Origin of the sequence: Actinoplanes sp. KI2, assembly GCF_025630775.1 — a bacterium.
GTDB lineage: Bacteria > Actinomycetota > Actinomycetes > Mycobacteriales > Micromonosporaceae > Actinoplanes.
In genome coordinates this window covers 72,967-93,927 of sequence record NZ_JAOSZE010000002.1, presented here as the reverse complement: position 1 = coordinate 93,927, position 20,961 = coordinate 72,967, and the positions used below count along the sequence as shown (strand labels likewise).

23 protein-coding genes are annotated in these 20,961 nt (G+C 73.4%); 11 read left to right on the top strand and 12 right to left on the bottom strand.

Annotated features, from left to right (window positions below; translation table 11 throughout):
* The first annotated feature begins 111 nt into the window (after positions 1 to 111).
* From ODJ79_RS02105 to ODJ79_RS02085, 5 genes are all read left to right on the top strand, one after another.
* The gene (locus ODJ79_RS02105; RefSeq protein WP_263021562.1) at positions 112 to 1,608 is read left to right on the top strand and encodes a dynamin family protein; all 1,497 of its coding nucleotides are present in this window, start codon (positions 112 to 114) and stop codon (positions 1,606 to 1,608) included.
* Positions 1,605 to 3,404, top strand: coding sequence for a dynamin family protein (locus tag ODJ79_RS02100; protein WP_263021561.1), 1,800 nt, complete (start codon positions 1,605 to 1,607; stop codon positions 3,402 to 3,404). Before ODJ79_RS02105 ends, ODJ79_RS02100 begins: the two co-directional genes overlap by 4 nt.
* Complete coding sequence (locus ODJ79_RS02095; protein WP_263021560.1) at positions 3,401 to 3,910, top strand: hypothetical protein; 510 nt, start codon at positions 3,401 to 3,403, stop codon at positions 3,908 to 3,910. Before ODJ79_RS02100 ends, ODJ79_RS02095 begins: the two co-directional genes overlap by 4 nt.
* Before the next feature lie 78 nt (positions 3,911 to 3,988).
* Positions 3,989 to 5,377, top strand: coding sequence for an MFS transporter (locus ODJ79_RS02090; protein WP_263021559.1), 1,389 nt, complete (start codon positions 3,989 to 3,991; stop codon positions 5,375 to 5,377).
* A gap of 55 nt (positions 5,378 to 5,432) precedes the next feature.
* A complete protein-coding gene (locus tag ODJ79_RS02085) occupies positions 5,433 to 5,789 on the top strand; it encodes a GntR family transcriptional regulator (protein WP_263021558.1) in 357 nt (118 codons plus the stop codon).
* 24 nt (positions 5,790 to 5,813) lie between these two features.
* Here ODJ79_RS02085 and ODJ79_RS02080 read toward each other — a convergent pair whose 3' ends face one another.
* On the bottom strand, positions 5,814 to 6,422 hold the full coding sequence (locus ODJ79_RS02080) for a DivIVA domain-containing protein (RefSeq protein ID WP_263021557.1): 609 nt from the start codon (positions 6,420 to 6,422) through the stop codon (positions 5,814 to 5,816).
* Between the two features lie 246 nt (positions 6,423 to 6,668).
* On the opposite strand from ODJ79_RS02080, the gene ODJ79_RS02075 reads away from it, so the two are divergent.
* Positions 6,669 to 7,445, top strand: coding sequence for a hypothetical protein (locus ODJ79_RS02075; protein WP_263021556.1), 777 nt, complete (start codon positions 6,669 to 6,671; stop codon positions 7,443 to 7,445).
* 106 nt (positions 7,446 to 7,551) lie between these two features.
* On the opposite strand, the gene ODJ79_RS02070 is transcribed toward ODJ79_RS02075, so the two are convergent.
* On the bottom strand, positions 7,552 to 8,136 hold the full coding sequence (locus ODJ79_RS02070; protein WP_263021555.1) for an AAA family ATPase: 585 nt from the start codon (positions 8,134 to 8,136) through the stop codon (positions 7,552 to 7,554).
* A gap of 257 nt (positions 8,137 to 8,393) precedes the next feature.
* On the opposite strand from ODJ79_RS02070, the gene ODJ79_RS02065 reads away from it, so the two are divergent.
* Complete coding sequence (locus tag ODJ79_RS02065) at positions 8,394 to 8,876, top strand: NUDIX hydrolase (RefSeq protein WP_263021554.1); 483 nt, start codon at positions 8,394 to 8,396, stop codon at positions 8,874 to 8,876.
* 109 nt (positions 8,877 to 8,985) lie between these two features.
* Here ODJ79_RS02065 and ODJ79_RS02060 read toward each other — a convergent pair whose 3' ends face one another.
* Both ODJ79_RS02060 and ODJ79_RS02055 read right to left on the bottom strand, forming a co-directional pair.
* Positions 8,986 to 9,372, bottom strand: a complete 387-nt coding sequence (locus ODJ79_RS02060) for a hypothetical protein (protein WP_263021553.1) — start codon at positions 9,370 to 9,372, stop codon at positions 8,986 to 8,988.
* Positions 9,369 to 9,773: a MarR family winged helix-turn-helix transcriptional regulator gene (locus ODJ79_RS02055; RefSeq protein ID WP_263021552.1), complete on the bottom strand. Its 405-nt coding sequence runs from the start codon at positions 9,771 to 9,773 to the stop codon at positions 9,369 to 9,371. Before ODJ79_RS02055 ends, ODJ79_RS02060 begins: the two co-directional genes overlap by 4 nt.
* A 53-nt stretch (positions 9,774 to 9,826) precedes the next feature.
* Between ODJ79_RS02055 and ODJ79_RS02050 the strand changes: the two genes are divergently transcribed.
* A complete protein-coding gene (locus ODJ79_RS02050; protein ID WP_263021551.1) occupies positions 9,827 to 10,324 on the top strand; it encodes an NUDIX hydrolase in 498 nt (165 codons plus the stop codon).
* Here the strand turns inward: ODJ79_RS02050 and ODJ79_RS02045 are convergent.
* From ODJ79_RS02045 to ODJ79_RS02030, 4 genes are read right to left on the bottom strand one after another with little or no spacing between them, the layout of a single operon-like run.
* Positions 10,321 to 10,629 carry a DUF4326 domain-containing protein gene (locus ODJ79_RS02045; protein ID WP_263021550.1) on the bottom strand — a complete coding sequence of 103 codons (309 nt, stop codon included), beginning with the start codon at positions 10,627 to 10,629 and terminating at the stop codon, positions 10,321 to 10,323. The two genes, ODJ79_RS02050 and ODJ79_RS02045, sit on opposite strands and share 4 nt — an antisense overlap.
* Positions 10,630 to 10,654: 25 nt before the next feature.
* Positions 10,655 to 11,491: an undecaprenyl-diphosphate phosphatase gene (locus ODJ79_RS02040; RefSeq protein WP_263021549.1), complete on the bottom strand. Its 837-nt coding sequence runs from the start codon at positions 11,489 to 11,491 to the stop codon at positions 10,655 to 10,657.
* 50 nt (positions 11,492 to 11,541) lie between these two features.
* A complete protein-coding gene (locus ODJ79_RS02035) occupies positions 11,542 to 12,486 on the bottom strand; it encodes a tyrosine-type recombinase/integrase (RefSeq protein ID WP_263021548.1) in 945 nt (314 codons plus the stop codon).
* Positions 12,487 to 12,533: 47 nt separating this feature from the next.
* Positions 12,534 to 14,129 (bottom strand): ABC-F family ATP-binding cassette domain-containing protein, encoded by a 1,596-nt coding sequence (locus tag ODJ79_RS02030; protein WP_263021547.1) that lies wholly within the window; start codon positions 14,127 to 14,129, stop codon positions 12,534 to 12,536.
* Between the two features lie 185 nt (positions 14,130 to 14,314).
* Here ODJ79_RS02030 and ODJ79_RS02025 point away from each other — a divergent pair, with 185 nt between their 5' ends.
* Positions 14,315 to 14,974: a class I SAM-dependent methyltransferase gene (locus ODJ79_RS02025; protein ID WP_263021546.1), complete on the top strand. Its 660-nt coding sequence runs from the start codon at positions 14,315 to 14,317 to the stop codon at positions 14,972 to 14,974.
* On the opposite strand, the gene ODJ79_RS02020 is transcribed toward ODJ79_RS02025, so the two are convergent.
* Positions 14,921 to 15,652: a MerR family transcriptional regulator gene (locus ODJ79_RS02020; protein WP_263021545.1), complete on the bottom strand. Its 732-nt coding sequence runs from the start codon at positions 15,650 to 15,652 to the stop codon at positions 14,921 to 14,923. The genes ODJ79_RS02025 and ODJ79_RS02020 overlap by 54 nt on opposite strands.
* Positions 15,653 to 15,735: 83 nt before the next feature.
* Between ODJ79_RS02020 and ODJ79_RS02015 the strand changes: the two genes are divergently transcribed.
* The gene (locus ODJ79_RS02015; RefSeq protein ID WP_263021544.1) at positions 15,736 to 17,328 is read left to right on the top strand and encodes an erythromycin esterase family protein; all 1,593 of its coding nucleotides are present in this window, start codon (positions 15,736 to 15,738) and stop codon (positions 17,326 to 17,328) included.
* Positions 17,329 to 17,754: 426 nt separating this feature from the next.
* On the opposite strand, the gene ODJ79_RS02010 is transcribed toward ODJ79_RS02015, so the two are convergent.
* Positions 17,755 to 18,630 (bottom strand): dioxygenase, encoded by an 876-nt coding sequence (locus ODJ79_RS02010; protein WP_263021543.1) that lies wholly within the window; start codon positions 18,628 to 18,630, stop codon positions 17,755 to 17,757.
* 50 nt (positions 18,631 to 18,680) lie between these two features.
* On the bottom strand, positions 18,681 to 19,055 hold the full coding sequence (locus ODJ79_RS02005) for a DoxX family protein (protein ID WP_263021542.1): 375 nt from the start codon (positions 19,053 to 19,055) through the stop codon (positions 18,681 to 18,683).
* A gap of 118 nt (positions 19,056 to 19,173) precedes the next feature.
* Here ODJ79_RS02005 and ODJ79_RS02000 point away from each other — a divergent pair, with 118 nt between their 5' ends.
* The gene (locus tag ODJ79_RS02000) at positions 19,174 to 19,668 is read left to right on the top strand and encodes a MarR family winged helix-turn-helix transcriptional regulator (RefSeq protein WP_263021541.1); all 495 of its coding nucleotides are present in this window, start codon (positions 19,174 to 19,176) and stop codon (positions 19,666 to 19,668) included.
* Between the two features lie 153 nt (positions 19,669 to 19,821).
* Here the strand turns inward: ODJ79_RS02000 and ODJ79_RS01995 are convergent, their stop codons facing one another.
* Entirely contained in the window at positions 19,822 to 20,769 is a 948-nt protein-coding gene (locus ODJ79_RS01995; RefSeq protein WP_263021540.1) for a tyrosine-type recombinase/integrase, read from the bottom strand.
* Positions 20,770 to 20,961: the final 192 nt, after the last annotated feature.

Below are 20,961 nucleotides of genomic sequence, written 5' to 3'. Positions count from 1 at the left end.
GGCTGTGGTGCGGCGGGCGCCCGGCCCGCCCGTTCGTCTCGGGGAGGGTCGCAAGGTGGCGACAGCCGTGGTCACATTGTCGTCGATAGTGTGCACGGCTGACGAGTCGTCATGAGCGGCCCACTGAGCGCCAGCGTAGCGACGCTGTGTGACGAGATGGCCGGCCGTCTCGGGCCGGAGGCCGGTGGCCAGCTCAGACAGATCTCCGACCGGCTCGGCGAGCCGTTACGGGTTGCTATCGCGGGTCGTCTGAAAGCCGGAAAGTCGACACTCGTCAACGCCCTGATCGGGCGCCGGGTGGCGCCCACGGCGGTGGGTGAATGCACCCGCGTGGTCACCCGGTTCCGCTACGGCAGCGCCGACCGGGTCGACGTGGTGGCCCGCGACGGGCGCCGGCACAGCCTGCCGCTGGACGACGACGGGATGATCCCGCAGCGCCTGGGCGTCCCGGCCGGCCGGGTCGCGTACGTGGACGTCGCCCTGACCAGCGAGAAGCTGCGCGACCTGACCGTCGTCGACACGCCCGGGCTGGCCTCGGCCGACACCGTGGTCTCGGCCCGCGCCGAGGAGGCGGTCGGCGTGTCGGCCGCGCCGTTCGACGCCGACATCGACGCCGACTCGGCCTCCGAGGTCGCCGCGGCCGAGGCCGTCGTCTACGTGTTCACCCAGGCCGTGCGGGCCGACGACCTGCGGGCGCTGGACGCGTTCCGGGACGCCTCGGCCCGGCTGGCGTCGAGCCCGATCAACGCGCTGGGCGTGTTCGGCAAGGTCGACACCCTGGTCGGCGGGGCCGGCGACCCGTGGCCGGTGGCCGGGCCGCTGGCCGAGCAGCAGGCGGGCCTGCTGGCCCGGACGGTCTCGGACGTGGTGCCGGTGGTCGGGCTGCTGGCCGAGACCGCCGAGGCCGGCCGGCTGACCGCCGCGGACGGCGCGGCGCTGCGCGAGCTGGCCGGGCTGCCGGCCGGCGAGCTGCGGCTGATGCTGGCCTCGGCCGACCTGTTCCGCACCCGGCCCGGGCCGGTACCGGCCGAGCAGCGGGAACGGCTGCTGACCCGCCTCGACCTGTACGGGATCGGGTTCGCGCTGGCCCAGCTGGCCGCCGACCCGCAGCTGGCGACCGGCGAGCTGGTCCGCCGGCTCGGCGAGGCGTCCGGCTTCCCGCGCCTGCGGCACACCCTGGACCAGGCGTTCCGCTGGCGCGCCGACGCGATCAAGGCGGGCTGGGCGCTGGGCCGGCTCGAGCGGATGGCCGGGCACGCCCGCGACGACCACGACCGGGAAGCCCTGCGCGACGCGGTCGAGCTGCTGCTGCGCGACCCCGCCTACCATCGGCTGCGGCTGCTGGACGCGGCGCAGCGGGTGGCGACCGGCGCGGTGCCGCTGCCGGCCGGCTGGGAGGCCGAGCTGACCCGCCTGGCGACCTCCGACGATCCACGCTGGATCCTGCGGCTGCCGCAGGCCGGCGCCGACGAGCTGGCCGCCGCCGCGATGGCCGCCGCGAACCGGTGGCGGGTCTACGCGGTCGCCGGCGCCGGCCCGGCCCAGTCCCGGGTCGCGCAGGTCGCGCACCGCGGCTTCCACCTGCTCGCCCAGCAGGTGCGCCGATGACCGCCGACCTGACCCGGGCTCTCGACACCGCGGTGCGCGACACCCTCGCGTACGTCAAGAAAACCGACCCGGACGCCGGCGCCGACCTGGCCGAGCTGCACCGCCGGCAGCTGGTCCGGCCCTCCGTGGTGATCGTCGGGGAGACCAAGCGGGGCAAGAGCTCGCTGGTCAACGCCCTGCTCGGGGTGCCCGGCCTGTCCCCGGTCGACGCCGCCGTGGCCACCGCCGCCTACCTGCAGTTCGTCCCCGGCGAGCCGGCCGCCCGCGCCTGGCTGCCCGGCGCCGCCGACCCGATCGACGTCGACGACCTGCGCCCGTGGGCGACCGGCGAGCAGCGGGCCCGCCGGATCGAGGTCAGCCACCCGGCGCCGCTGCTGCGCTACCTGAGCCTGCTCGACACCCCGGGCGTCGGCGGCCTCGACCCGGCCCACGCCACGGTGGCCCTGGCCGCCGTCGACCGGGCGACCGCGCTGCTGTTCGTGGCCGACGCGTCCGCCCCGCTGTCCAAACCGGAGCTGGACTTCCTGGTCGCCGCCAGCGAGCGGGTCGACGCGGTCGTGTTCGCGCTCACCAAGATCGACGCGTACCCGGGGTGGCGGCGCATCGCCGACGACAACCGCAACCTGCTGCAGGCGCACGCCCCCCGCTTCGGCGCGGCGCCGTGGTTCCCGGTCTCCTCGGCCCTGGCCGAGCTGGCCCTGGACGCCCCGGCCGGCGAGCAGGCCGCGCTGGTCGACGCCTCGAAGATCGCCGACCTGCAGCACGCCCTGGTCGACCTGGCCGGGCGCGGCCACCAGCTGCAGCTGGCGAACGTGCTGCGCGCCGCCCGCGGCGACCTGCAGCGGCTGGCCGCCGCGGCGACCGCCCGGGTGCAGGCGGCCGAGGCCGACCCGGCCCGCAACGCCGCGGTCCGCGCCGAGCGGTCCGCGGTGGCCGCCCGCAAGCGCACCGAGGCCCGGCAGTGGACGCTGCTGCTGAGCACCGAGACGCAGCGGGCCCGGGTCGAGACCACCGGCCACCTGCGGACCAGGATCGCCACCCTGCAGCAGCAGTTCTCCGAGCGGATCGACACCGGCCGCGGCGAGACGCTGACCGGGCTGCCGGACGCGGTCGACGCCGCGTTGCAGGCCCTCGCGGCCCAGATGTCGGTCGAGCTGGAGGCGACCTTCCGGCAGGTCGCCGAGAAGGTCCTGGCCGAGGTGTTCGACGAGCAGGAACGCGCGGGCATGCTCGGCCGGCTCAACGCCACCCTGCGGCACGCGCTGTCGGCGGCGCCGCCGCGCGACGGCTCCGGGGAGAACGCGCTGATCGCGCTCTCCGCGGGCGGGATCGCGTTCATGGCCGGGCGCGGGGCGATCCTCGGCGCGTCGGTGTTCGCGGCGGGCGGGCTGCTGATCCCGGTGGCCGGCATAGGTTTGGGGCTGGCCGCCGGCGGATACGTGCTGTGGCGCCGGCGCGTGCAGACCGACCGGCAGCAGGCCCGCATCTGGCTGCGCGACGTGCTCGGCGAGGCCCGGGCCGCGCTCGCCGACGAGGTCGTCAACCGGTTCACCGACCTGCAGTACGCGCTGTCGGTGGCGGTGGACGACGCGGTCGAGCGGCGGCTGCGGGACCTCGACGCGCACATCGCGGAGATCGACGCGGCGGCCGCCGAGGACGCGGCCGGGCGGGCCGAGCTGCGGGCCCGGGCGCAGGCGGAGCTGGCGGTGGCGCAGCAGCGGCTCAAACAGGTGGATGACGTGCTGATCCGGGCGCGGGCGCTGACGCCCGTCCCGCACGACGAGGAGTTTCAATGACGGATCACCACGATTTCGGCTTCGACCATCACGACTTCGACGGCCACGACCCGATGCCGTTCGACGACCACACCCCGCCGGACGACCATCTGGCGTGGGAGGACGGGCACGACTACGACCTCGGCCACGACGCCGAGCACGAGGCGGTGCCGCACGACACCGTCCCGCACGACGCCGTGCACGACGCCGACGACGCGCCGCCGCCGGAGGCCGCACACACCGAGGCACCCGAGCTCGCCGATCCGCCGGAGGAGCCGCCGTTCCCGCCCGCCGTGGACGTCGGTGACCTGCCCGAACCCGTGGACGGCTTCCCCTGGATCGACACCGGCAGCCTCGGCGTCGCCGACCTGCACCCCGAGCTCGACACCACCGACCCGGTGCACCCGGCCGAGCTGGCCGAGTACAACGCGACCGACCTGCCGCCCGGCGCCGACCCGTGGGCCGCCCTCGCCGACTCCGACGACCCGGCCACCGCGGCGCTCGCCAAGTGGTGGCAGCAAAACTGACCCCGCGCGCCACCTCCCGGCGGAAGGTCGCGGATGGCATAGTGTCGCCGTCCCGATCGACGAGCAGGAGCCGCCACGATGGCCGCAGCCACCGGCACCCCCACCGACGTCCCCGCGGCCGGCCGCCGGGAACGGACCGGCTGGTACTTCTACGATTTCGCCAACTCGGCGTTCGCCACCACGGTCCTGACGGTCTTCCTCGGCCCGTTCCTGACCAGCATCGCCAAGGTCGCCGCCGGGTGCCGGCTGTCGACCGACGTTGACGACTGCACCGGGCGGGTGCACCCGCTGGGGCTGTCCATCCCGCCGGGCTCGTTCTACCCGTACGTCGTCTCGCTCTCGGTCTTTCTCACCGTGTTCGTGCTGCCGGTGATGGGCGCGGTGGCCGACCGGACCCCGCGCAAGAAGCTGCTGCTGGCCGTCACCGCGTTCATCGCCGCCGCGGCCACCATGGGTTTCGCGTTCGTCACCGGCGACCGGTACCTGCTCGGCGGCGCCCTGTTCCTGGTCGCGAACATCTCCGGCGGCGCGTCGATCGTCGTCTACAACTCGTTCCTGCCGCAGCTGGCCGCCCCCGACGAGCGGGACAAGGTCTCCAGCCGCGGCTGGGCGCTCGGCTACCTCGGCGGCGGCCTGCTGCTCGCGTTCAACCTGGTCGCCGTCACCGTGCTGAAGGTCGAGGGCGACGACCAGCGCACCCTGGACATCGCCCGCTGGTGCATCGTCTCGGCCGGCGTCTGGTGGGCGCTGTTCACCCTGGTCCCGCTCGCCTGGCTGCGCAACCACCCGGGCAAGGAGTCGACCGCGGCGCGCGGCAACGTGCTGCTCGACGGTTTCCGGCAGCTCGGGCACACCATCAAGGGCATCCGCGCGTACCCGCTGACGTTGTTCTTCCTCGGCGCGTACCTGATCTACAACGACGGCATCCAGACCGTGATCGCGCTGGCCAGCCAGTACGGCACCGAGGAGCTCAAGCTCGGCCAGTCCACGCTGATCGTCACGATCCTGCTGGTGCAGTTCCTGGCGTTCGGCGGCGCGCTGCTGCTGGGCTACCTGGCCACCCGGATCGGCGCCCGCAAGACCATCCTGCTCAGCCTCGCCCTGTGGCTGGCCGTGGTGATCGCCGCGTACTGGCTGCCGGCCGGTGAGCCGCTGCCGTTCATGCTGCTCGGCGTCGCGATCGGCCTGATCCTCGGCGGCAGCCAGGCGCTGAGCCGCAGCCTGTTCTCCCAGCTGATCCCGGCCGGCCGCGAGGGCGAGTACTACGGCTTCTACGAGATCAGCGACCGGGGCACCAGCTGGCTCGGGCCGCTGCTGTTCGGCGTGGTCTTCCAGATCACCAACAGCTACCGGTTCGGCATCGTCTCGCTGATCGTGTTCTTCCTGGTCGGCGGCGTGCTGCTGGCGCTGGTCCCGATTAGGCGCGCCATCACCGCGGCCGGCAACACCCCGCCGAGGCTGCTGTGACGCGCGGCCGCGGGTCGTCGAGCGGATCCGCCCGCACCGGCGGCAGACTGCGCTGATGGACATCCGCGTCGACCCGGACTCGCCGACCCCGCCCTACGAGCAGGTGCGGCTGCGCATCGCCGCGCTGGCCGCCGGCGGTGACCTGCCCGCGGGATACAAGCTTCCACCGGTACGCACCCTGGCCGCCGACCTGAGGCTGGCCGTCAACACGGTCGCCCGCGCCTACCGGGAGCTGGAGGCGGCCGGGCTGGTCGAGACCCGCGGCCGGCTCGGCACGGTGATCACCGCCCGGGCCGCGGGCACCTCGGTCCGGGCCCAGCAGGCCGCCGACTCCTACGCCGCGACGACCCGGTCGCTGGGCGTGCCGCCGGAGACCGCCCTCGCTCTCGTGCGGGCCGCCCTCGGCCTCTGAGGACGCCGGCCAAGGGTCTGGCGGCTACAGCCCGGCCTGATGGCGGACGTGATCGCGCAGCGCGGCGAGGTAGGACTCGGCGAACTCGGTGAGCTCGCCGATCTCCCGCACCAGCGACGCGTGCCGTTCCCGCAGCGCGGTCCGCGCGGCGCTGTCGCGGCGCCTGGACTCCTCGGCGATGTCCTGCGCGGCCGCCTGGGCCTGCCGGCCGATCCGCTCGGACTGCTCCCGCGCGTCGGCCAGCAGCTGCCGGGCCTGCCGGTCGGCGTCGTCCACCCCGCGGCCGGCGGTGCGCCGGGCCATGGCGAGAATCGGGCCGCCATCGTCGCCCGCCCGATCGGCGGCCGCGGCGGCGCGGGCGTCGTCCAGCCGGCCCCGCAGCCCCCGGGCGGCCGTCTCGGCCGCGTCGCAGGCCTGCCGCTCCCGGTCCAGCTCGTCCGAGGCGGCCCGCTTTCCGGCGGCGTCGGCCTGGCGGACCTGCGCGCGCAGGGCGTCGTTGCTGTCCAGCAGCTCGATCATCTCGGCGGTGACCTCGTCCAGCAGGGCGTCGACCTGCTCCTCGGCATAGCCGCGCCGCCCGAGCGTGGACTTCTTGAAGGACATGTTGTGGATGTCGGCCGGCGTCAGCGGCATAGGACTCCTCGCGTCGGCCTCCGACAGTACGCCCGGACGCCGCCGGGCGCTGGCCGGTGACCTGGCTCACGGCCGGTCACGTCGGGCTGTGCGACGTGCGCAACCCCGAGACAACTGAGGCGGGTGGATCAGGAGATCCCGATGACCCTGCGCTGACGACCCCCGTTCGGGGCAGCGCCAACCGTACGCACCAAGTACCCTGACGCGTCTTCCCCTGATCTTGACGAGTTCCCGAGGTGCGCCCGCATGTCCCAGCCGCAGCAGCCGGCCCAGCCCCACCCCGTCCCCGGCGCGCCGGCCGCTCCCCCGGCCTACGGCCCGCCGGCGGGCTGGGCCGCCGCCCCGCCGCCGGCCCCCTACCAGACTGCCCCGGTGCCGCCCGCCTTCAGCGCCCCCGCCTACGGCGCACCCGCCGGCCACGGCCCGGCGCCGGCCGCCCCCGGTTATTTCGCCGGTCCGCAGTCGCCGGCCGGCCCTGCGGCGCAGGGCTACGCCGGCCCGCCGGTCCCGGCCACACAGCCGTACCCTGCCGCGCCGCCGGCCCCGTACTCACCTGCCCCCGCCATGCAACCCGCTCCCGGCCAGCCCTTCCCCGGCCAGCAGCCCCATCCCGGGCAGATGCAGTTCACGGCGTGCCGCCTCTGCGGAAGCGTCCCGGCCGTGGACACCACCTTCCGCGGGCACCAGGGCATGATCGTGATGATGCGGTTCCTCAGCACCCCGGGCCCGTTCTGCCGCGACTGCGGCCTGGGCGTCTACCGCCACATGACCTCCCGCACCCTGCTGCAGGGCTGGTACGGCTACGCGTCGGTCATCATCACGCCGATCACGGTCCTGATCAATCTCATCCGCCGCGGCAAGGTCGCCCGCCTCGCACCCCCGCAGCCCAACCCGCACGGCCCGAGCCGGCCCCCGATGAACCCCGGCCCGAGCCTGCTGGCCCGCCCCGCGACCTACGCCGGTTTGGCGATCCCGCTGATCGTGCTGGTCTTCGTGATCGCGGTCGCCGCCGGCGGCAGCTGACCGGTCGTGCCGGTCTTGGTGATCGCGGCCGCCGCAGCTGACCGGTCGTGCCGGTCTTGGTGATCGCGGTCGCCGCCGGCGGCAGCTGACCGCAGCTCGGACCTGGCTAGCCGCCGAGTCCTGCCGCTTCGGCCGGCTCTGGTCCGTCCGGATCGGAGCCGGTCAGGTGCAGCACCGTGGTGACGCCCTCGCCGGGCAGCGCCGGCACGCTGGCCCGGGTGCGGGCGTGCTGGTTGCGCACCACCGGGTCGGGCACGGCGCGTCCCCACCGGCGGCCGGGCAGCGGGCCGGGCCGGGCGTGCTGCCGGGCCAGGCACACGTCGAGGTCGGTGTCCACGACCACGGCCGCCACCGGCATCGCGTGCGCGGCGGCCAGGGCGATCAGCTCGGCCCGCTCGGCGGGCACGCCGTTGGTGGCGTCGACGACGGTGGTCAGCCGCCGGGCGAGCCGGGCCGCGATGATCGCCTTCAGCAGGCCGGCCGCGTCGCGGGTGGCGTCCTGGTCGCACTCGTCGTCGGCCACCACGGCCCGCAGCCCGTCGAGCGACACGATCTGCGAAGCCCGGTAGTGGCGGCGCGCCAGGGTCGACTTGCCAGAGCCGGACGCACCGACCAGCAGCACCAGGGCCGGCTCGGCCAGCCCCGGCATCCGCGGCCCGCCGCCGCCATCGGCCGTCTCCTCAGTGGTCATCCGCCCTCTCCGCTTCGCGACAGTCACACCGGGAGCCGGCGACCGCGCCGGCCCGGCAGGCTGCCAGCGGGCCCCGCGGCCGGACGGCAGCCCGTCGGCGGCCTGGCAGCGAAGCGCCCGCCGAGCGCCGCACCGATGGGGGCCGGCCCGACGCGACGCTACCGCAGCCCGGGCGGCCCGAACGGCGATCCGGTCGATCCGCCCCGGCGGGGGTGTCGATCGGCCCGGAACGAAGCCGAACCTCCTATAAAGGACGGATGCCTGCTTCCCCCTACGTGACCCGGCTGCGCGCGCACATCGGCCACGACCTGCTTCTGCTGCCCGGCGCCGGCGCGGTCGTGCGCGACGACGCCGGGCGCATCCTGTTCCTGCGGCGCGGCGACAACGGGCGCTGGGCGCTGCCGGCCGGGATGATCGAGCCCGGCGAGCAGCCGGCCGACGCGGTGGTGCGGGAGATCTTCGAGGAGACCGGGGTGCACGCCGAGGTCGAGCGGGTCGGCGGGGTCGCCGTGCACGAGTCGGTCTACCCGAACGGCGACCGCTGCCAGTACCTGAGCGTCTGGTTCCGGTGCCGGGCCGTCGGCGGCCAGGCCCGCCCGGACGGCGACGAGTCCCTGGAGGTCGGCTGGTTCGAGCCGGCGGCGCTGCCGCCCGGCCTCAGCGAGAGCATCCTGCTGCGCATCGAGACCACCGCGGCGCCGGACGGGCCGGCCTGGTTCCCGCCCCCGTCGACCACTTGAAAACCGCTTTCCCGGTACGCCGGGAACCCGCCCCGCTCAAGCCGGCCCGAGCCGGTCAGCCAGCGCGAGCCGGTCAGCCGGCGCGAGCCGGTCAGGCGGCCCGCCCCGGTCAGGCGGCGTGCCAGGGGAACGGCGCCAGGTCGGGCTCGACCCAGCCGCTGCGTGCCGCCGCGCCCGCCAGGGTCGTGCTGCGGTAGAAGCGGGTCAGCAGCCGCTTGTCGAGCAGGGCCGGGTTGCGGGCGGCGAACGTGTCGAAGTCGGCGGCCGGGTCTTCGGCGGTGTGGTGGGCGACCAGTTCGACCCACGCGCGGCTGACCGTGGCGTGGTATTTCTGCGGGACCCCGGCGTAGCGGGCCGTACCCCGCAGCCCGTCGCTGACCAGGGCGATCGCGTCGGGCATGCCGGCCGCGCGGACGGCCAGCCAGGTGACGTGCACGTGGGCGCGATGGTCGAAGCGTCCGCCGACGGTGGCGGACAACTGCTCGAAGGTGGTCATCGGGGTACCTCCGTGAGAGCGTGCAGCACCGCGCGGCAGGCGGTGACGGCCGTGTCGTCGAGGGCGGCCAGGGCCTCGTACTCGAAATCGGTCATGGTTTTCCGGATGCGGGCGGCGGCGGCCCGGCCGGGCTCGGTGAGGGTCAGCGCGACGACGCGCCGGTTGCCGGGGCGCGGGCCCCGGGCGAGCAGGCCGCGGCCTTCGAGCCGGTCCAGGACGCTGGTCAGCGTGGTCGGGCGGCTGCCGACCTCGCCGGCCAGCTCGCCGGCGGTGCGCTCGCGGCCGTCGGCGAGCACCCCGAGCGCGTTGATCTCGGCCGAGGTGAGGCCGAGGTCGTGCAGCCGGGCGTGCAGCGCGTGCAGGGTGGCGTGGGTGGCGCGGTGCAGCTCGAGCAGTATCACGATATCGGATACTACGATATCGTACGGTCGTTGTCCCGGCTAATCTTGCGGCCGTGCCGGTGCCCCCGTATGTGACGAAGCTGCGCGCTCACGTCGGTCATGACCTGCTCCTGCTGCCGGGGGCCGGCGCGATCGTGCACGACGACGCCGGGCGGGTGCTGCTGGTGCGCCGCGGCGACAACGGGCGCTGGTCGCTGCCGGCCGGGATGATCGACCCCGGTGAGCAGCCCGCCGACGCGGTGGTGCGCGAGGTCTTCGAGGAGACCGGCATCCACGTCACGGTCGAGCGGCTCGGCGGGGTCGCCACCCACCCGGTGCGCTACCCGAACGGCGACGACTGCAACTACCTGCACGTGTGGTTCCACTGCCGGCCGGTCGGCGGGGCGGCCCGCGCCGACGGCGACGAGTCGCTTGAGGTGGGCTGGTTCGACCGGCCGGCCCTGCCCGGCCTGGACGAGTGGTCGCGGCTGCGGCTCGACTCGCCGGACGCCTGGTTCGCCGCGCCGGGCGCGCCGCCGCCCGCGGGACTCTGCGACCCGTACGCCCTCTAGCCGTTGGCGATCGTCAGCAGGTGGTCGGCGTGGCACGGCCCGTCGAGGGGACACCAGCAGGCCAGATCGTGCCCGGCGAGGTGCGCGCGGATGTCGTCGACGGTGACCGGCTCGTGCCTGCCGATCCCGGGCAGCGTCCCCGCATCCAGGGCCTGCCGGTACTTCGCCACGGCCGCCGGGCGACCGCCCTCCTCCTTGATGGAGAACGGGTTGCCCCACCGGGTCGACCGGTCGACCCGGACCGCGTCAGGATGCTCGGCCCGCCACGGATGCTGACGGCTCATCTGGATCCGGCGCCACGCCACGGTCCCCGAGCCTAGCCGAGCCCGGTCACTTCGCGGCGATCGTCCCCGTCGCCAGCAGCACCATCAGCAGCGCCCCGAGCACCACCCGGTAGGCGATGAAGATGGCGTACGAGTGCTTGGCGACGTACCGCAGCAGCCACGCCACCGACGCGAACCCGACCACGAAACTCACCGCCGTCGCGACCAGCGTGTTCACCCAGCCGACCCCGGCGGCGATGTTGCCCGCCTCGTCGTGGATCTGCAGCACGGTCGCGCCCAGCAGCGCCGGGATCGACAGGAAGAACGACAACTTCGTCACGGTGACCCGGTCGAAATCACGCAGCAGACCCGCCGACATCGTCGCACCCGACCGGGACACCCCCGGGATCAGCGCCAGGCACTGCGTCACGCCGATGATCAGCGTGTCCTTCCAGGTCGTGTCGTCCTCGTGCCGCACCTGCGTGGCCGCGTGATCGGCGAACGCCATCACCCCCGACCACAGGATCAGCGCGCCGGCCACCACCCACAGGCTGCGCAGCGTCGTCTCGATCGCATCCTGGAACACCAGGCCGACGATGCCGATCGGGATCGAGCCGAGGATCACCGCCCACGCGAACCGCCAGTCGGGGTCCTTACGGGCGTCCGCGCCGACCAGGCCCTTGAACCAGGCCGCGACGATCCGCAGTAGATCCTTCCGCAGGAAGATCACGGTCGCGAACACGGCGCCGGACTGGATGATCGCGGTGAACGCGGTGATGTCGGGCGCGGCGATGTCGAGTCCGAGCAGCTTCTCCACGATGGTGAGGTGACCGGTGCTCGACACCGGGAGGAACTCGGTGATCCCCTCCACCGCGCCCAGCAGCACCGCCTCGAAAATGTTCACACCCGACCGCCTTTGTCACGAACCCCGACCGCGGATGAGCATAGGGGCAGCTATCCCGCCCCGGCGCGGCGGGCACGGGCGGCGGCGATCGTGTACGCCGGATCCCGGTCGAGGTTGTGCCGGTCCCGATCGTAGCGGCGGGTGGTCCGCGGGTCGGCATGGCCCATCGCGTCCTGCACATCCTCCAGGGGCACGCCCTCGGAGCGGGCCGTGGTCGCGAACGCGTGCCGCAGCGAGTGCGGCGACAACTGCTCCGCGGCGGGGATCCCCGCCTCCCGCGCCAGCCGCCGGATCAGCCGGAACACGCCGTGCCGGTCGATCCGCGCGCCCGTCGAGGTCACGAACAGCGGCCCGTCCCCGGCGCCACGCACGGCCAGGTAGTCGTCGAGCGCCGCGGCCGCCTCGGCGGTCAGCACCCGCCGCCGCGACCGGCCGCCCTTCGCGACGAACCGGACCGTACGGTGACCGCGCTCCCAGCCGACGTCGGTCAGGTCCAGGCCGACCAGCTCACCGACCCGCAGCCCGAGATCCGCCAGCAGCGTCACCACCGCCCGGTGCCGCGGACCCGCCGCCCGGGCCGCCGCGAGCAGCGCATCCACCTCCTGCGGCGCGAGCCCCACCGTCGCCGAATGATCCCGGGACACGTACGGGCGGTCCGCGCCACCCACCGGGTTCGCCTCCACCGCCCGGACCTTCACCAGGAAGTCGTACCAGCTCGAGAGGCCCGACAGTTTACGGGCCACGGTCGCCGGCGCCAGCTGCTGCGCCTCCAGACCCCGCGCGTACGCGTTGACCTCCAGGAACGACGCCTGCAACGGCTCCACCGACCGCTGCGCGCAATACGCCAGCCACGCCGCCACATCCCGCCGATACGCCGCCCGGGTGTGCTCCGACAACCGCCGATTCGCCAGCCACGCCTCGGTGACCTGCTCCGCCGCCCCGAACCCGGCGAGCGCGCCGCCACCCTGCCTCGGCACCACCTGCATGGCGCCCATCGTCTCAGCTCCCGCCCGCCGCAACTGTCCGCGACATGCCAGACAGGTCAGCTCTCGGTCACCGCGCCCGCCTCGACGTGCCAGCGGCGGGTGTGCCCGACCGCGTCCGCGAAATACCGGTCGTGCGTCACCGTCAGCAGCGTCCCCCGGTACCGCCGCAACGCCTCCTCCACCACGTCCAGCGCATCGAAATCCAGGAAGTTCGTCGGCTCGTCCAGCACCAGCACCCGCGCCGGACTGTTCACCAGCACCGCCAGCATCAGCCGCCGCAACTCCCCCGCCGACAGGCTCCGCGTCCGCACATCCCACTGATCCGGCCCGAACTGATGCCCCGCCAGCAGCCGCTCCGCATCATCCACATACACCGGCACCCGCGCCCGGAAGAACTCCAGCACCGTCGCCTCCGAGCGCATCCCGTCCGAGGTCTGCGGCAACACCGCCACCTCGTCCCCGCCCCCGGCCTCGGCCAGCGCCCGCATCAGCGTCGACTTGCCCGACCCGTTACGCCCGGTCACCAGAATCCGGTCACCGCGCCGCACATCCAGCTCCACACCGTCCAGCAGCACCCGCTGCCCGAACGCCACCGTCAGCTCCCGGACCTTCAGCACCACCTCGCCCGCCTGCTCCTCGTCGCCCGGGAAGGCCAGGGTCAGCGGCGGCCGGCTCCGCGGCCGCGCGATCCACCGCGCCGACTCCATCTGCCGGCGCAGCCGCCGCTCGCGGACCTTCGCCTTGCGCGCCACCAGCCGCGCCACCCGCTTCAGGTGCGGCGCCGCCACCCCCAGCCCGGTGGTCAGCTCCACCCCGCGGGCCTGCTGCTTCGTCCGCTCGATATCCGCCTCCCACCGCCGGCGGTCCTTCTCCTGCGCCTCGAAATCCAGCAACAGCCGCTCCCACCGCCGCTGCTTCTCCGCCCGATACGCGGTGTATCCGCCATGGGGGAAGTCCTGCGGCTCGTCGTGAATACCGTCCAGCTCCACGACCCGCGACACCACCGCATCCAGGAACGCCCGGTCATGACTGACCACCAGCACCCCACCGGCGAACCCCCGCAGCCACTCCCGCAGCCACGCCGCGCCCTCGGCATCCAGATGATTGGTCGGCTCGTCCAGCAGCAACACATCCGGCGCAGCCAGCAGCGCCCGCGCCAGCAACAGCCGCGCCTGCTCACCACCGCTCACCGCGCGCACCGGCAGATCATCGGGCAGGTGCTCGATCCCCAGCCGCTGCCGCACCTCCGCCAGCCGCGCCTGCGCCGTCCACCCCTGCAGGGCGGTCCACCGCTCCTGCACCACGCCGAACTCGCCGAGGACGTCCTCCCCCGCCGCCAGCCGCCGCTCCAGCACCCGCAGCTCACTCGTCACCGCCGCGAGCTCACCCAGCCCGCCCTCCAGGAAGCCGGCCACCGTCCCGTCCGGATCCGGCATCTGCTGCGGCACATACCCGACCCGCACGCCCGGCCCGGCCGTCACCGAACCCGCCGCCGGCCGCAACTGCCCCGCCAGCAGCCGCAGCAACGTCGTCTTACCGGCCCCGTTCGGACCCACCACCCCGATCCGGTCACCCGCACCCAGAACCAGGTCAAAACCGGAAAAGAGCAGATCACCGTCGTGGGTCGCGGCGAGCGAAACAACTTTCAGCAAGGAGATCTCCAAGGGCGACAACCGACAGGGGTACGCCCGGAGCACTCACCAGGCGCAAACAGGAGCCGGCGTCGCTATCACATGAAGAGACCACTCCTCGCTGTCGCGGTGTCAGGTGCAACCCCCACCCTGCCGCGCCCACCCGGCACCGGCAACCGAATTAGCGGCTCTGCCAGACTGAGCCCATGACCGCCGCCGAGGCCTGGAACGAGGAATACCGGCGCGGACGCTACGTCGGCGAACCCCCGGTCGCCTTCGTCACCGACATCCTGACCGCCGCCCGCACCGCCGGGATCACCGCCGGCCTCTACCTCGGCTGCGGCAACGGCCGCAACCTGCTACCGCTGGTCGACGCCGGACTCGACCTGCTCGGCCTGGACATCTCCGGCGAAGCCATCCGCCAACTGACGCACGCCCGGCCCGACCGCGCCGGCCGCCTCGTGCACGGCGACCTCACCGCCCTGCCCGCCGGACAACGGTGGCCGCTGATCGTGGCGATCCAGGTCTTCCAGCACGGCGACCGGCACACCGCGCAGCACCACATCCGCGCGGCCCAGGCCCGGGTCCAGCCGGGCGGCCTGCTGTGCGTCCGCGTCAACGCCGCCGCAACCGACATCCGGCCGGAACACGAACTCGTCGAACGCGACCCCGACGGCAGCCTCTCCGTCCGCTACACCGCCGGCCCGAAGAACGGACTGACGATCCACTTCTTCAGCGAACCGGAACTCGCCGCCCTGTTCGAGGACTGGACGCCCCTGCTCGGCCTCCGCGCACACCACACCCCGCGCACGTCACCCGGCGCCGGCCGATGGACCCAATGGGAAGCCATCTGGCGGCGACCGTAACTCCAGGAAATCCGCCAGCCGCGCAGACCCGGTGAGCATCGCCCGGCCCTGAGCCGTGAGCCGCTCCCGCCACTGCTCGATCGACGCGGCGAGCGGCCCCGGCCCACCCGCGGCCCGCACCTGCTCCAGCACGGCCGCGATGTGCTCCAGCCGATAACCCCCGCGCCGCAACAGATGAGCGAGCTCCGCGTCGCGTACGTCATCGGGGGAATAAGCCCGCGCGGCCCGCGACCGCGCCGGAGCCAGCACACCCGCACGCTCCCACTTACGCAAGGTGGCCGGGGTGACACCGAGCCGGTGCGCAACCACACCGATCGACACCGGGCCACCCGGCCCCGCAGCACCCACCGGGTGCGAGGCCAGCACCACCGCCGCCGACGCGACCCGATCCACCGTCTCCCGATCACGCTGCAACCGCACATGGGCGGCACCCACGACGGCCAACACCGCCGGCAGGTCACCCCGCAGCACCGCCCGCATGATCTCTCCGGCCGCGCGATAGCCGTACCCCCGAACAAGCGCGAGATAAGCGCCCAGCGCGCCCACATGCTCGTCGGTGTAGACGCGATAACCACTCGCCGTCCGCGCGGCCGGCGGGATCATCCCACCCTGCTCGTAGTTGCGGACCGCCTGCGCCGACAACCCGTGCGCCCGCGCCAGATCCACCGGCCGATACACCCCGGATTGAGACTTCAACGGACCCCCCAGCAGCAGAAGCGAGCCAAAGTTTCAAAGGGCGGTTCAACGATACGGTTGAGGCCATGGCTTTCGACACCGCGTTGCAGACCCTCATCGCCACCCACCGGCCCCACCTGCTCGCCCTCGGCGAGCCCTACCACGGCGAACCGGCGTTCCCCCGCCTGCGCAACCGGATCCTCGAAACACTCGCCGCACACGGCTTCCGCGCCATCGCCATCGAATCCGACCGGGCCGCCGCCCTCGCCGTCGACGACTACGTCCAGGGCCGCCGCGACGACATCGACCTGACCACCGGCATCAGCCACGGCTGGGGCACCCACCCCGCCACCCGCGAACTGATCGACTGGCTACGCGCCCACAACGCCGAGCACCCACCCGGCGACCGCATCACCTTCCACGGCTTCGACGCACCCACCGAGATCACCGGCGCCCCCAGCCCCGGCCCGATCCTGCGCGAACTGCGCGACTACCTCAGCACCCCCGCCACCGACCTCGACCACCTCGTCGGCGACGACAACACCTGGACCAACCAGGAAATCATGTACGACGCCGGCCGCTCCCCCGGCCGCACACCGCAGGCCGCCGCCCTGCGCGCCCTCGCCGAAAACTTCCGAACCCAGCTGTACGCCGACGCGCCCCGCCTCATCCAGGACACCTCCACACCGGCCTGGAACCGGGCCAGAGTGCTCGCCACCACCGCCATCGGCCTGCTCAGCTACCACGCCGCCATGGCCGAACCGGGCACCCAGTCGCAGCGCATCGGCCGCCTGCTCGCCGCCCGGGACGCCCTGATGGCACAGAACCTGCTCGACATCCTCGCCCTCGAACGCGACCGCGGGCCGATCCTCGTCTCCGCCAACAACGCCCACCTGCAACGCCACCCGAGCCGATGGGCCAGCCACTGGGACGGCCAGGACCTGGCAGCACAGTGGAACGGCGCCGGCTCGATCGTCGCCCCACTGCTCGGCGACAAATACCTCTACGTGGCCGGCAGCCTCGGCGCGAGCGGCCCGATCGGCCTCGACCGGCCGGAACCCGGCACCTACGAGCACCACCTAGGCCCCGACACCGGCATCTACCCGCCACCGACCGCAAGCGACCTGCGCGAACGCACGACCGACCTGCTCGGCCACTTCCCCCTGGACACCGCCACGATCGAGACCAGCGACGCGATCCTGCACATCGGCACCGCACCGGGAGCGGCCCAAGCCGCCCGGATCACCGGCCTCCCCGGCGTCACCGAGACCCGCATCCCACCCGGCTCCGACATGCCCCCCTTCACCTGGGGCGACCGCTTCTTCTTCGCCGGCGACGACCGCAAACGCCCGTTCGCCACCATCGTCGGGCACGACGTCCCCGACTTCGACGAACGATCCCGCCTCGCCGAACCCGGCCGCTACCGGCTCAACATCGAGGTAGGACGCGCCGAGTTCCAGAACCTGTTCGGCTACGGCCCGGAAGACTTCGCCACCCACAGCGACAAACTCGACTTCACCGAAACCGACCGCCTCCTGCCCCACCCGGCCTACGCCGTACAGGGCTGGGCCTGCGTGGTCAACCCGGGCCCCACCACCGCCGACGAGGTGGACCGGCTGCTCACCCAGGCACGCACCCGCAGCGCCGACCGCCAGCACCGCAAAACCCGGCACCCGTAGCCGACCCGCCGCCCGGGGCTTGCTCGCCCGCGACGAGTCGACCACGCTGCCGGCTCTGCGGCGACAGAGTTCACGCACCCGGCGATGTACCTCTGTCACGCCCGGCCGGGCGGCACCCCCGCGCCCTGGTCAGCGCCCCCCGCAGCGCGCTGAAGGGCGCGGCTCTGCCGCTGAGCGAGGTCGTCGCCGCCATCCTGCTCAGCGAGGTCGTCGCCGCCATCCTGCTCAGCGAGCTCTTCGCCGCCGCCGACCGCACGCCGCGGCGGTGAAGGTGGTCGTCGAGCTCTTCGCGGTCGCGCAGACCGCGACGTCCGGCCATCCCACCGAGGCGGAGCGCGCGGTACGGCAGGCAACGCGGGCGACCCTCACGGTCTGACCCGCGCGGAGGCGCCGGCGATCTCCTCTTCCCGGGTCGACTCGTTCGCGTCAGTCGATCTGGAGGGAGCGGATGGAGTTGCCGTACCAGATGCGGTCGATGGCGCTGGTGGCGGTGGCCGGGTCGGTGGCGGCGCCGGCGGTCAGCAGCAGCGGGACGAAGTGGTCGGCGGTGGGGTGGGCGACCGCGGCGCCGGGTGCCTTGGCGCGGTAGTCGGTCAGGGCGTCGAGGTCGCCGCGGGCGAGCGCGTCGGCGGCCCAGCCGTCGAAGGCTTCGGTGTGACCGGCGAGGGCGGGGTTACGCATGACGGCGAAGCTGTGCGTCATGAACCCGGAGCCGATGACGAGGATGCCCTCCTCGCGCAGGCCGCGCAGACGCCGGCCGAGGGTCAGCAGGGCCTGCGGGTCGAGGCTGGGCATGGACAGCTGCACGACCGGCACGTCCGCGGCCGGGTACATGGCCATCAGCGGGATGAAGGCGCCGTGGTCGAGGCCCCGGCCGGTGAACTGGTGCACCGGGGTGTACCGGCCCAGCGTGCCGGCGACGCGGCGGGCCAGGTCGGTGGCGTCCGGGGTGGCGTACTGCAGCGTGTAGTAGCGAGGGTGGAAGCCGCCGAAGTCGTAGTACAGCGGGGTACCGGCCGCGGATCCGGTGACCGCGGCCGGGGCATTCTCCCAGTGCGCGGAGACCACGACGATCGCGCGGGGTTTGGGCATGGACCGGCCCCAGGCGTACAGGTCGGCGAGCCATTGCGGGTCGTCGAGGGTGGGCGGGGCGCCGTGGCTGACGAACAGGGCCGGCAGCGGCCCGTCGGCCGGTTCCCAGATGCGCTGGTCACGCGCCTGCGGCAGGACCCGGGCGAGCAGGTCGTCGTAGGCACCGGCCGGGGTGGCCGGGCGGAACGGGTCAACGGTGTGGCTGGTCACGAGATGCACCTGCTGTCGTCGCGATGGCCGGGGGGCGGCCCGGTGCCGGGTCAGAACGAGTACGGGCCGAACCGGCCCCACGCCACGAAGACGGCGAGGACCAGCAGGACCACGTTGACGGCGATGGCCTGGTGCTCCTTGCGCCGGGCGTGCGTCGCGATCGCGCCGACCATGACCAGGGCCAGGCCGGTCGCGGCGAGCGGGACCAACACCGGCGCGACGCCGAGCAGCGCGGGCAGGATCAGCCCGACGGCAGCAAGGAGCTCCAGTGCGCCGATCAGCTTGACCATGCCGGGGCTGAAGTCCTCCGTCCAGGCCATGCCGGACGCGGCGAGCTTCTCCTTCGACTGGGACAGCTTCATCACTCCGGCGGCCGCGAAAGCCGCGGCAAGCAGGCCGGCGATGATCCACAAGACGACGTTCACCAGGTTCTCCAGGCATGCGATGACTTCAAGCGTTAAGTCGAACCGTAGCCCGCGATTACTTCAATGTGCAAGTCATTCCGCGGTGGGATCACTTCAGCTGTGAAGTTATGCTCGACCCATGGCAGATGCTCAGGAACCACGGTGGCTGGACGAGGACCAGAGCCGCACCTGGCTGGCGCTGGCCGCATTGATGATGCGGCTGCCCGCGGCGCTGGACGCCCAACTGCAGCGTGATGCAGGGCTCAGCCACTTCGAGTACCAGGTGCTCGCCGGGCTGTCGATGGCACCGGAGCGCACCCTGCGGATGAGCGTGCTGGCCGGCTTCGTCGAAGGGTCACTGCCGCGGCTCTCCCAGGTCGTCTCCCGGCTGGAGAAACGCGGCTGGGTCGAGCGCACCCCCGACCCGGCCGACGGACGCTACACCCTCGCGATCCTGACCGACTCCGGCTGGGACACGGTCGTGGCCACCGCCCCGGGACACGTCGCCGAGGTCCAACGGCTGATCTTCGACGCCCTCACCAAGGCCCAGCAGCGCCAACTCGGCGAGATCGGCCGACGCATTCTCGCCACGATCGACCCCGGCGACCCCTGCCTCACCGGCCGCCTGCCCTGAAGGATCCTCGCCCGGGGGCCGCCCGTAGTTTTCAGACCAAAAACAACGGTAAGCAGTTGATCTAGGGCGCCATCTGGGGGCGGCTGCCGCAGAGCGGCCGGGTTGCCGGGCGCCGGTCGCCGATTTCGCGATCCCGCTACGTGGGATGGAGGGTCAGCGCCGGTGCCGTCGGTGGTGCTCGTCGTTCTCGGCGGTGATGCGGGCGGAGGTCTCTTCGCCGAGTTGGACGTAGATGCCGAGGGTGGCCAGGTGCCGGTGGCGGGATTTGGCCTGGAGTTCGGCGGCGCTGCGGCCGCGGGCGGCGAGGTGGGTCAGTCCGCTGTGGCGCAGCTGGTGGAGGGTGAATCCGGCGCCGTGGGGGTCGTGCAGCTTGGACGCCTGCTTGAACAGGTATTCGGCGCGCGGGTAGGACAGCCGGCCCCGCCCGGTCTCGGGGCAGATGTCTCCGGTCGCCGGCGCCCGCCGTCCGGCGGCGGGGGCGCGTCGGTCGGCGAGGAACACTGGCCCGTCGCGGCGCCCGGCCAGCAGCCGAGGTAGGAGGCGGGCGGTCGGGGTTTCCCAGTGCACGTACGCGCGGTCGCCGCCTTTCTCGGTGACGAGGGCGCGGCGGAACTCCATGTCGAGGTCGGGCACGTCGAGGCCGAGGATCTCCTCGGCCCGGGCGCACGTTTCGTAGAGCATCCGCCAGAGCACCCGCTCGCGCAGCGGGTTGCGGTCGTCGGTGAACAGCCGTTCGAGGCGGGCCCGCGGGATCGCTTTGTCGCGGCGGCGGGTGGCCTTGCGCCGTTCCAGGCGCCGGCCGGGGTCGACGGTCAGCCACTCCTGCCGAGCGCAGTAGGCGGTGAACGAGGTGAGCGCGGACAGGTGCTTGTTCCAGGTGTTGGCGGCCCGCTCGTCCCAGCGCGCCATGGTCTGCGCGTAGAGCTCGGGAGTGAGTGCGGCGACCGGCAGCTGGTCGCCGGCGGTCCCGCGCAGCCGGCGCAGGGTCTCGGTGTAGGTGGTGCGGGTGCCGGGGTCGTCGCGGAAGCGCTCGAGGAAGGCGTCGACGGCGACGACGAGCGGCACGGGGCGTCCGGCGGTCGGCAGCGGGATCACGGACACTCGAACGGGCTCCTCGCGGCGATGTGACAGAGAATATGGCCGAGTCGCCGCCGCGGCTGCGGCGGCGGACCGCAGGCCAGACAGGGTCGCCCGGCGGCTATGTGACACAGAATACGGGATTCTATGTCACAAGCGTGGAACGGTGCTGTTTAAGAACGGCCGCGCCGTTGTCAGCGCTCAACGGCCGCCTCG

Bases quoted from the DNA above. Each gene is read 5' to 3' on its own strand.
- ODJ79_RS02060 (WP_263021553.1), bottom strand. From the start codon at position 9,372: ATGACCACCTTCGAGCAGTTGTCCGCCACCGTCGGCGGACGCTTCGAC.
- ODJ79_RS02000 (WP_263021541.1), top strand. From the start codon at position 19,174: ATGGCAGATGCTCAGGAACCACGGTGGCTGGACGAGGACCAGAGCCGC.
- ODJ79_RS02080 (WP_263021557.1), bottom strand. From the start codon at position 6,422: ATGCCGCTGACGCCGGCCGACATCCACAACATGTCCTTCAAGAAGTCC.
- ODJ79_RS02085 (WP_263021558.1), top strand. From the start codon at position 5,433: ATGGACATCCGCGTCGACCCGGACTCGCCGACCCCGCCCTACGAGCAG.
- ODJ79_RS02070 (WP_263021555.1), bottom strand. From the start codon at position 8,136: ATGACCACTGAGGAGACGGCCGATGGCGGCGGCGGGCCGCGGATGCCG.
- ODJ79_RS02090 (WP_263021559.1), top strand. From the start codon at position 3,989: ATGGCCGCAGCCACCGGCACCCCCACCGACGTCCCCGCGGCCGGCCGC.
- ODJ79_RS02075 (WP_263021556.1), top strand. From the start codon at position 6,669: ATGTCCCAGCCGCAGCAGCCGGCCCAGCCCCACCCCGTCCCCGGCGCG.
- ODJ79_RS02015 (WP_263021544.1), top strand. From the start codon at position 15,736: ATGGCTTTCGACACCGCGTTGCAGACCCTCATCGCCACCCACCGGCCC.
- ODJ79_RS02095 (WP_263021560.1), top strand. From the start codon at position 3,401: ATGACGGATCACCACGATTTCGGCTTCGACCATCACGACTTCGACGGC.
- ODJ79_RS02100 (WP_263021561.1), top strand. From the start codon at position 1,605: ATGACCGCCGACCTGACCCGGGCTCTCGACACCGCGGTGCGCGACACC.
- ODJ79_RS02105 (WP_263021562.1), top strand. From the start codon at position 112: ATGAGCGGCCCACTGAGCGCCAGCGTAGCGACGCTGTGTGACGAGATG.
- ODJ79_RS02065 (WP_263021554.1), top strand. From the start codon at position 8,394: ATGCCTGCTTCCCCCTACGTGACCCGGCTGCGCGCGCACATCGGCCAC.
- ODJ79_RS02025 (WP_263021546.1), top strand. From the start codon at position 14,315: ATGACCGCCGCCGAGGCCTGGAACGAGGAATACCGGCGCGGACGCTAC.
- ODJ79_RS02035 (WP_263021548.1), bottom strand. From the start codon at position 12,486: ATGGGCGCCATGCAGGTGGTGCCGAGGCAGGGTGGCGGCGCGCTCGCC.